Raw genomic sequence first — 7,119 nt, 5'->3', positions numbered from 1 at the left:
GGGAGCCAGAACAGACAAAGGTCAACATGATCACCCATGTTGGCCTTTTCTTTTATATTGTTTGTGGTTCAGAATTCTGTACAGCGAAATCCTTCAGCAAGTTTGCGATTGACATTTCACCGGCATTTCAACATATTCACCGGTGCCGCGTCTTGTAAGTGAAATCAGGCACGAAAATCTTGTTTTGCGGCGAAAAAGCAGAAATGCGAATATCCGTGTACCAAATAAAATGAACTTCCGGCAAATAGGGTGTTGCATTACGATTGGCCTTTTGTCAGTCGCGCTGTACAGTTGTGGCGCCGGTCTTGAGTCGAAATCGTTTCAACCCGACCAGGCGATCTTCTCCCGCGAAATTCAGAAGTCTTTGGAAACCGTGGTGCACTCCATCGTGGGCGTGGGCGCGATTTTCAATTACCGCGTCGAAGCCTACAATCACCAACTGGTCGAGGGCCGGTTTCAACCGGATTCCACCAGCCCGACCGGCTATCAGTTGCAAGCCGGCAATGCCATCCTCCGCAGCCAACAAACGGAAAGAGTCAACGGCGCAGGCCTGATCATTCACCGTGACGAGCGCCACACCATCGTTTTGACTTGCGCGCATGTTGTGATTCATCGTGACACCATCAACAGTTACTACCGCGACAGTGAGGGCCGGCGCACCGATATCCTGCACTCGCGCGCCCTCATGCGCAAGCAGGAACATTACATTCTCTCGCAGAGCAATCATCTGATTGCCGCGGAGATGATCATCGCCGATGAGCGCGCGGATTTGGCTTTGCTGCGCGTGCCCTCCACCTTCAACGTGGGATTTGCCTACGCTTCCAGCATTGCCTTCGAAGAACCGGTGGCGTGGGGCGATTTCTGCTATCTGTTCGGCTATCCCAAGGAAACCAAGCAGTTGACCAGCGGCCTGATCAGCCTGCTGCCGCACGAGGGTTTTTTCTTGATCGATGCCGTGGCGCGCTCGGGCTTTTCCGGCGGGCCGGTTTTCGTCGTGCGGCCCAAGCACGGTTTGCAACTCGCCGGCATCGTGCGCGGGGTGTCCTCGGACAAGTTGAACTATCTCGCGCCGCCGCAAAACGCCTTGATCGGAGAAAATCTCAATCCCGCAGATTTGCCGCAGATCAGCGCTCAAGAAGTCAACCTGATCAACTATGGCGCGGCGTATGCCGTGGGCGCGAACGTGATCGGCAAATTTTTGCAGGAATCAGCCGAGGCGCTTGCGCGCCTGCAAATCACGCTGGCGCCGCACTATTTGCCATAATCAATTTCAGCAATCATTTTCCCGGCAAGCCGGGTGACTTATGTGACATTTTTGGCAGGATGATGTATCGGCAGAATTATTTCAAATCATTCTGCCGACAAACTATTCTGCGATAAACTTTCAGAATTTTATTCTAACAAGGAAAATTTATGCAACGACGTTTGACCTGGAGTTTTGTGTTGCTGTTGCTGTTGGCGCATTTTGCCGCCGCGCAGGAAAAGGTTGTCATCGTGCCCAAGCCCGTGACCGGCACGCCCTATGCCGTGAATGACAGCACGGATCTTTTTGCCAAGTCTTATCGCTTTTTCATCGAAGGCGAGGTAGACATGGCCTCGGACAGCTTGCGCAAGCTGATCGACCAAAGCGGGCTGAAGCTGAACCCCGCCTCGTACTACATTGTCGTCGCCAATTTCACCGATCATGTTTCACCCATCGGCATGTTTCACGCAGGCTCCGGTTTTCTCGACACCCGGCTGTACGGCCTGGACAGCGACAGCTTGTATTATTTGTTTGTCTCGCGCACGGAAAACGCGCCTTCATTTGTTTCCGTCATGTTGAAGTCGAAACCCACGCCGTTTGAAGAGAACCTGCCGGCGTTTCTGCAGCTTATCGGGTTCGGCATACAAGCGGCATTGGATTCTGCCGAACAGAAAACCACGTGGATCGACGTGCGCCGTTTTGAAATCCCGGACAAATTCAAGAAATCCTCGGATATTTCGGTGATCGTCAAGAAGACGCTGGAGGAGGATCGCTATCTCGCGTCCGCGGTGTTCGATAATACGCCGTTGGAACGCTGGAGCTACGGCATTGCCACGGCGATTACAACGCTTAACGATATTGTGCTCGAAATTGGCGAGGACGGTACCATCATCGTGCGGCCGCAGCCCAGCGGCGACCTGGCGGCGTTCGGGGTGATCAATTACCATTTCAAGCCGGTGGATACCAAAGCCCCGACCATTGCTTCTTCCGTGCATTTGCTCGGCGGTTTGCGCGTGGCAACGCACATCGAGCCGGTGCTCGGCCTCGGCCTGGGCGTGCCGATTGCCAACTTTGCCTTGCATGTGTTTGCCGGCGGCAGCCTGGCGTTTCGCAATGAATTAAAAAGCGGGTTTCAAATCGGGCAGCGCGTTTTGTCGGAAGAAGATCCCTTCAAGCTCAAGCTGAAAGCTTATCCGCGCTTTGGGTTGGAATTGAAGTTTCCGTGAGGAATGCCATTTGAATAACGTACCCATTTCCTGCAACCGCTAATTAACGCGAATGTACGCTAATAGATTTCCCATTCGCGTTGATTCGCGGTTTGTCCGCCCGGGCGGTAGAATAAACAAAAAAGGCCAACATTGACAGATCGTCAATTTGGCCTTTTTCGTTTTGCTTCCACACTTTGACATCAAAGCGGGAATCAAGTTTGGTGCGGAAGGGGGGATTTGAACCCCCACGGGCGAACCCACTACCCCCTCAAGATAGCGTGTCTACCAGTTTCACCACTTCCGCAACTGAGAATCCCCCAATTAAAAATCAACCGAATGGACTTTGAGATTCAAAATCGGTAAGCCCGGTTTGTTCTGCCGCGGCATCTGCTGTAACTAAGTCACGGCCAAGCCGTGACTGAACATTACCAAACAAGATCTTCGTCGGATGACAATTCGCGTGACAATACAAAAAGAAATCGAGTAAAGCTACTCTTGTTTTGGCGCTGCCGGCGGCGGCGTCTGCTGCAAACCCGGGGCAATCGGCGCGCCGATGTCAGCCGGGGAGGGCGTTCTCACCTGGCGCTCTTCACGTTCCTGGCCAACCAGGCTGCTGCTGGGGCCAGCGGCCGATTTCATCAAGCCCAGGATCAACGCCATTACCATGAAGGAAGCCGCGAGAATTGCAGTGAGCTTGCTCAAGAATGTCGCAGCGCCGCGCGAGCCGAAAACCGTGCCCATGGTGCTGCCGCCGAAAGAGCCGGCCAAACCGCCGCCCTTGCTCGCTTGCATGAGAATGACGATGGTTTGCAACACGGCGATCAAGAGAAAAATCGTGATGAGAAAAGCGTACATACAAGTTTTCCTGGTTTAAATTTTAGATCAAGACAATGCTTCTGCGGCTTTGATGATGGCCGCAAAGCCCTCGGCCTCCAAACTGGCGCCGCCCACGAGCGCGCCGTCAATATCCGGTTGCTGCAACAACTCCGCGGCGTTGGACGATTTCACGCTGCCGCCGTATTGAATCCGGCAGGCGTTCGCCAGATTTTCATTATATAAATCCCGCAGCAGGCTGCGGATGAAAACATGCGCTTCTTGCGCTTGCTGAGGCGTGGCATTCACACCCGTGCCAATCGCCCAAACCGGCTCATAGGCAATCGTCACACGGCCAAAATCCTCGGCTGTGATGGCTTTGAACGCGCCGCGCACTTGCGTTTCCAGCACGCGCTGCGTGTCGCCTGCCTGCCGTTGCGCCAGCGTTTCGCCGAGGCACACAATCGGCTGCAAACCCGCAGCCAACGCGCGCTGCAAGCGGCGATTCACGGTGTCATCAGTTTCACCGAAATATTGCCGGCGCTCCGAGTGCCCGATCAACACGAATTCACAACCCACACTCAACAGCATGGCGGCAGAGATTTCGCCGGTGAATGCGCCTTTTTCTTCCCAATGGAGATTCTGGCCGCCGAACTTAATCGCCGAGCCTTTCAACAGCTCGGCGATCGTACTAAGATTTGTAAACGGCGGAAAAACCGCCATGTCAACTTTTTCGATATTGAGAACTTTGACCTTCAGCGCTTTGATCAACGCTGCGGCTTCCGGCGCGGTGGTAAACATCTTCCAGTTGCCGGCAACGAACAGACGGCGCTCACGCTTTGCCATGGTTGCCTCTTAGAGTGAACGCGCCATCAAGTGAATCAAATCGATCACGCGGCACGAGAAACCCCATTCATTGTCGTACCACGAGAAAACCTTCACCGTCTTGCCGTCATTGTTCACAAACGTTGACAGCAAATCGACGATGGAAGAATTGGGATTCATGCGAAAATCGATCGACACCAGCGGCTCGTTGGTGTATCCCAAAATGCCTTTCATCTTGCCGTCGGCTGCTTCGATGAACGCCTTGTTGACTTCTTCGACCGAGGTGGCCTTCTCGACTTCGAAGGTGACATCGACCAGCGAAACGTTGGGCGTGGGCACGCGCACGGAAATGCCATCCATTTTGCCTTTCAGCTCGGGAATCACTTCCGCCACGGCTTTAGCAGCGCCGGTGGTGGTCGGAATCATCGACAAAGCGGCGGCGCGGGCGCGACGCAAATCTTTGTGCGGCAAATCGAGAATCCGTTGATCGTTGGTGTAAGCGTGAATCGTGGTCATCAAACCGCTTTTAATGCCGAATTTTTCCAGAATGACTTTAGCCACCGGCGTCAAGCAGTTTGTCGTACACGAGGCATTCGAAACCACGTGATGCTTGGCGGGATCGTAGTTACTGTCGTTCACGCCGATCACCACGGTCAGGTCCTGGCCCTTGGCCGGCGCGGTGATAATGACTTTCTTGGCGCCGCCGGAGGTGATGTGCTTGACCGCCGCGTCTTTATTGGTGAAAAGCCCGGTCGATTCCACCACGATGTCCACGCCCAGATCGCGCCATTTCAGGTTTGCAGGATCTTTTTCCGAGTAAACACGCACCGGCTTGCCGTTCACCAGAATGTTATTATCTTTCGCTACGACTTGCGCGTCGAGATTGCCCAAAATCGAGTCATACTTCAGCAAATGCGCCAGGGTTTTCGCATCGGTGATGTCATTGACGGCGACGAATTCGATGTCTTTGTCGTTCATTGCGGCGCGAAAGATGTTGCGCCCGATTCTGCCAAATCCGTTGATGCCAACTTGTATAGCCATATACTCCTCCACACTCGGTTCGTTAAATGAAAATCTGTTGCACGTTTATGCAAAAAATACTTTAGCAATTTCCAAAATTTTGGGATCGATGGTCTTTGGTTTTTGCAGCGCTTCGGTGATGGGCGCGTCGACGATCTCCGTGCCACGCAATGCCGCCATGCGTCCGAATTTGCCCTCGTGCACCATGTCCGCAGCCTTCACGCCAAAGCGCGTCGCCAGCAAGCGATCATACGAGGTGGGCGAGCCGCCGCGCTGCAACGGGCCCAACACCGTGACACGCACTTCGGTTTGCACCAGCAATTGCTCCAGCTTGCGCGCGACGTAATCGCCGGCGCCGCCATAAACCGGATGATCGTATTCATCGACGCGTTTGGCAACACCGAACTCGCGGTCAGCTTCCTGCGGCCGCGCGCCTTCGGCAACCACAATGATGCTGAAATTCCGGCCGCGGCGCTTGCGCGCTTCGATTGCTTTTGCGACTTCATCGACGGAAAACGGCTGCTCCGGCACGAGGATATAATCTGCGCCGCCGGCAATGCCCGCGGTTGCGGCAATCGCCCCTGAAAAACGGCCCAAAACTTCCAGGACCATCACGCGGTGATGCGCTTCTGCGGTGCTGTGCAGGCGATCGATCGCCTCTGTGGCAATACCCACCGCCGTGTCAAAACCGAACGAGATGTCGGTTCCTTCAACGTCGTTATCAATCGTTTTGGGAATGCCGACGGCTTTCACGCCCTTGCTCGCCAGCTTATGCGCCACGCCCAGCGTATCTTCCCCGCCGATGACCACCAACGCGGAGATTTCATAGCGCTGGGTGTTCTCGATTATTTTTGCGATGCTTTCTTCGCTTTTGAACGGGTTGTGCAGCGAGGTTCCCAAGATCGTGCCGCCCTTGGGCAGGATGCCGGACACAGAATACAAACTCAGAGGCTCGATGTCGCCTTCGATCAGACCATCCCAGCCGTTCCTGATGCCCAATACCTGATCATCATAAGCGGTGATGGCGCGTCGCGTAACGGCGCGAATCGCCGCATTCAAGCCGGGGCAATCACTGCCTCCCGTTAAGATACCAATTCTCATACAACTTGGTCCTCCATAACAAGTAACGTCCTAAAGTTTTATCTACAGTCCTGCGAAAATTCCCGGTAAAAACCGCGTTTCAAATTAAAAAAGACCGCGTAAGATAACAAAAATCGCCTGGATTGTCAAGCTTTTATCCCGCGAGGTAGTGTCTCAGTTTGAATTTCCGCCATCCCCAATCAGGTTAATCAAGTCAGAAATTGACCAAAGCTTGTTTGTGAGACCGACGACCATTGCGGGCGTAACGCGCAAGGATTTATGAATGCGAACAAAGTTGTAATACATGAAGTGCAGCGCGACGGCATGCGCATGATTTTCCACTTTCTTCGAAAAGCCGTTGGTCAGCCGCGTGAATCTACGCATATTCATTCTCATGGTCAAGTTTTGGCGCTCAATGTGGCTTGTGGAAATGTGCCTTGCGGTGGGATTGCCAGAAATGACGTTTTTCTCAATGCCAACATATTCGGGCGGGCTGTAGCGGCGTTCATCCTCAATCGGCTTGCCAAAAATCTTGACAAGCTGGGCGTAGTCAATATCTGCTCCAAAACTATCCTCGATAGCTTCCAAGTACACTTTCAAGCCGTCTGTTGTAAGCTGTACGCGATCCTTCAAGCGCGAGGCAACGTCTCTGATGAAAATTCGAGCATACTCCGCATCGCGATTTCCGACCAGCCACGAAATAGCAAGCTTCGAATCCGCTTCCATCGCTACCCAAGTCCAAATGCTTCCGATGCCATACATTCCCCGAAATGCTTCAGGGAGATTCTTGTCTTTGGCGTAGACGAAAGACCAAACCTCATCGCATTGCACCCGCTTTGCTGAAACGTTTTTTACGTTTTCATCATGATACTTTTGGCAGGCTTGCCCGATATCCACAAGAAGCTTTGTAACGGTGTTGATTGAAACGTC

At 53.4% G+C, this 7,119-nt stretch carries 7 protein-coding genes and 1 tRNA gene; 2 read left to right on the top strand and 6 right to left on the bottom strand.

Annotated features, from left to right (window positions below; genetic code table 11):
* Positions 1-229: 229 nt before the first annotated feature.
* Positions 230-1,264, top strand: a complete 1,035-nt coding sequence (locus FBQ85_23885) for a trypsin-like peptidase domain-containing protein (protein MDL1878179.1) — start codon at positions 230-232, stop codon at positions 1,262-1,264.
* 149 nt (positions 1,265-1,413) lie between these two features.
* The gene (locus FBQ85_23880) at positions 1,414-2,469 is read left to right on the top strand and encodes a hypothetical protein (protein MDL1878178.1); all 1,056 of its coding nucleotides are present in this window, start codon (positions 1,414-1,416) and stop codon (positions 2,467-2,469) included.
* A gap of 201 nt (positions 2,470-2,670) precedes the next feature.
* Here the strand turns inward: FBQ85_23880 and FBQ85_23875 are convergent.
* From FBQ85_23875 to FBQ85_23850, 6 genes are all read right to left on the bottom strand, one after another.
* Positions 2,671-2,755, bottom strand: a tRNA-Leu gene (locus tag FBQ85_23875).
* A gap of 185 nt (positions 2,756-2,940) precedes the next feature.
* Positions 2,941-3,306, bottom strand: coding sequence for a preprotein translocase subunit SecG (gene secG, locus FBQ85_23870; protein ID MDL1878177.1), 366 nt, complete (start codon positions 3,304-3,306; stop codon positions 2,941-2,943).
* A 27-nt stretch (positions 3,307-3,333) separates the two neighbouring features.
* Positions 3,334-4,110, bottom strand: a complete 777-nt coding sequence (locus tag FBQ85_23865) for a triose-phosphate isomerase (GenBank protein MDL1878176.1) — start codon at positions 4,108-4,110, stop codon at positions 3,334-3,336.
* A 9-nt stretch (positions 4,111-4,119) separates the two neighbouring features.
* Positions 4,120-5,130 carry a type I glyceraldehyde-3-phosphate dehydrogenase gene (gap, locus tag FBQ85_23860; protein MDL1878175.1) on the bottom strand — a complete coding sequence of 337 codons (1,011 nt, stop codon included), beginning with the start codon at positions 5,128-5,130 and terminating at the stop codon, positions 4,120-4,122.
* A 45-nt stretch (positions 5,131-5,175) separates the two neighbouring features.
* A complete protein-coding gene (locus tag FBQ85_23855; GenBank protein MDL1878174.1) occupies positions 5,176-6,210 on the bottom strand; it encodes a 6-phosphofructokinase in 1,035 nt (344 codons plus the stop codon).
* Between the two features lie 153 nt (positions 6,211-6,363).
* The coding region (locus tag FBQ85_23850; GenBank protein ID MDL1878173.1) for a DDE-type integrase/transposase/recombinase at positions 6,364-7,119 on the bottom strand (756 nt) is incomplete at its 5' end.

The sequence above is a fragment of the Cytophagia bacterium CHB2 genome, from assembly GCA_030263535.1.
Lineage (GTDB): Bacteria > Zhuqueibacterota > Zhuqueibacteria > Zhuqueibacterales > Zhuqueibacteraceae > Coneutiohabitans.
Note: the sequence above shows the minus strand (reverse complement) of the source record. Positions and strands in the feature narration are given on the sequence as shown.

What these genes read in the sequence shown, in the direction of transcription:
- FBQ85_23885 (MDL1878179.1), top strand. Translation starts at nt 230, where the DNA reads ATGAACTTCCGGCAAATAGGGTGTTGCATTACGATTGGCCTTTTGTCA.
- FBQ85_23880 (MDL1878178.1), top strand. Translation starts at nt 1,414, where the DNA reads ATGCAACGACGTTTGACCTGGAGTTTTGTGTTGCTGTTGCTGTTGGCG.
- secG (MDL1878177.1), bottom strand. Translation starts at nt 3,306, where the DNA reads ATGTACGCTTTTCTCATCACGATTTTTCTCTTGATCGCCGTGTTGCAA.
- FBQ85_23865 (MDL1878176.1), bottom strand. Translation starts at nt 4,110, where the DNA reads ATGGCAAAGCGTGAGCGCCGTCTGTTCGTTGCCGGCAACTGGAAGATG.
- gap (MDL1878175.1), bottom strand. Translation starts at nt 5,130, where the DNA reads ATGGCTATACAAGTTGGCATCAACGGATTTGGCAGAATCGGGCGCAAC.
- FBQ85_23855 (MDL1878174.1), bottom strand. Translation starts at nt 6,210, where the DNA reads ATGAGAATTGGTATCTTAACGGGAGGCAGTGATTGCCCCGGCTTGAAT.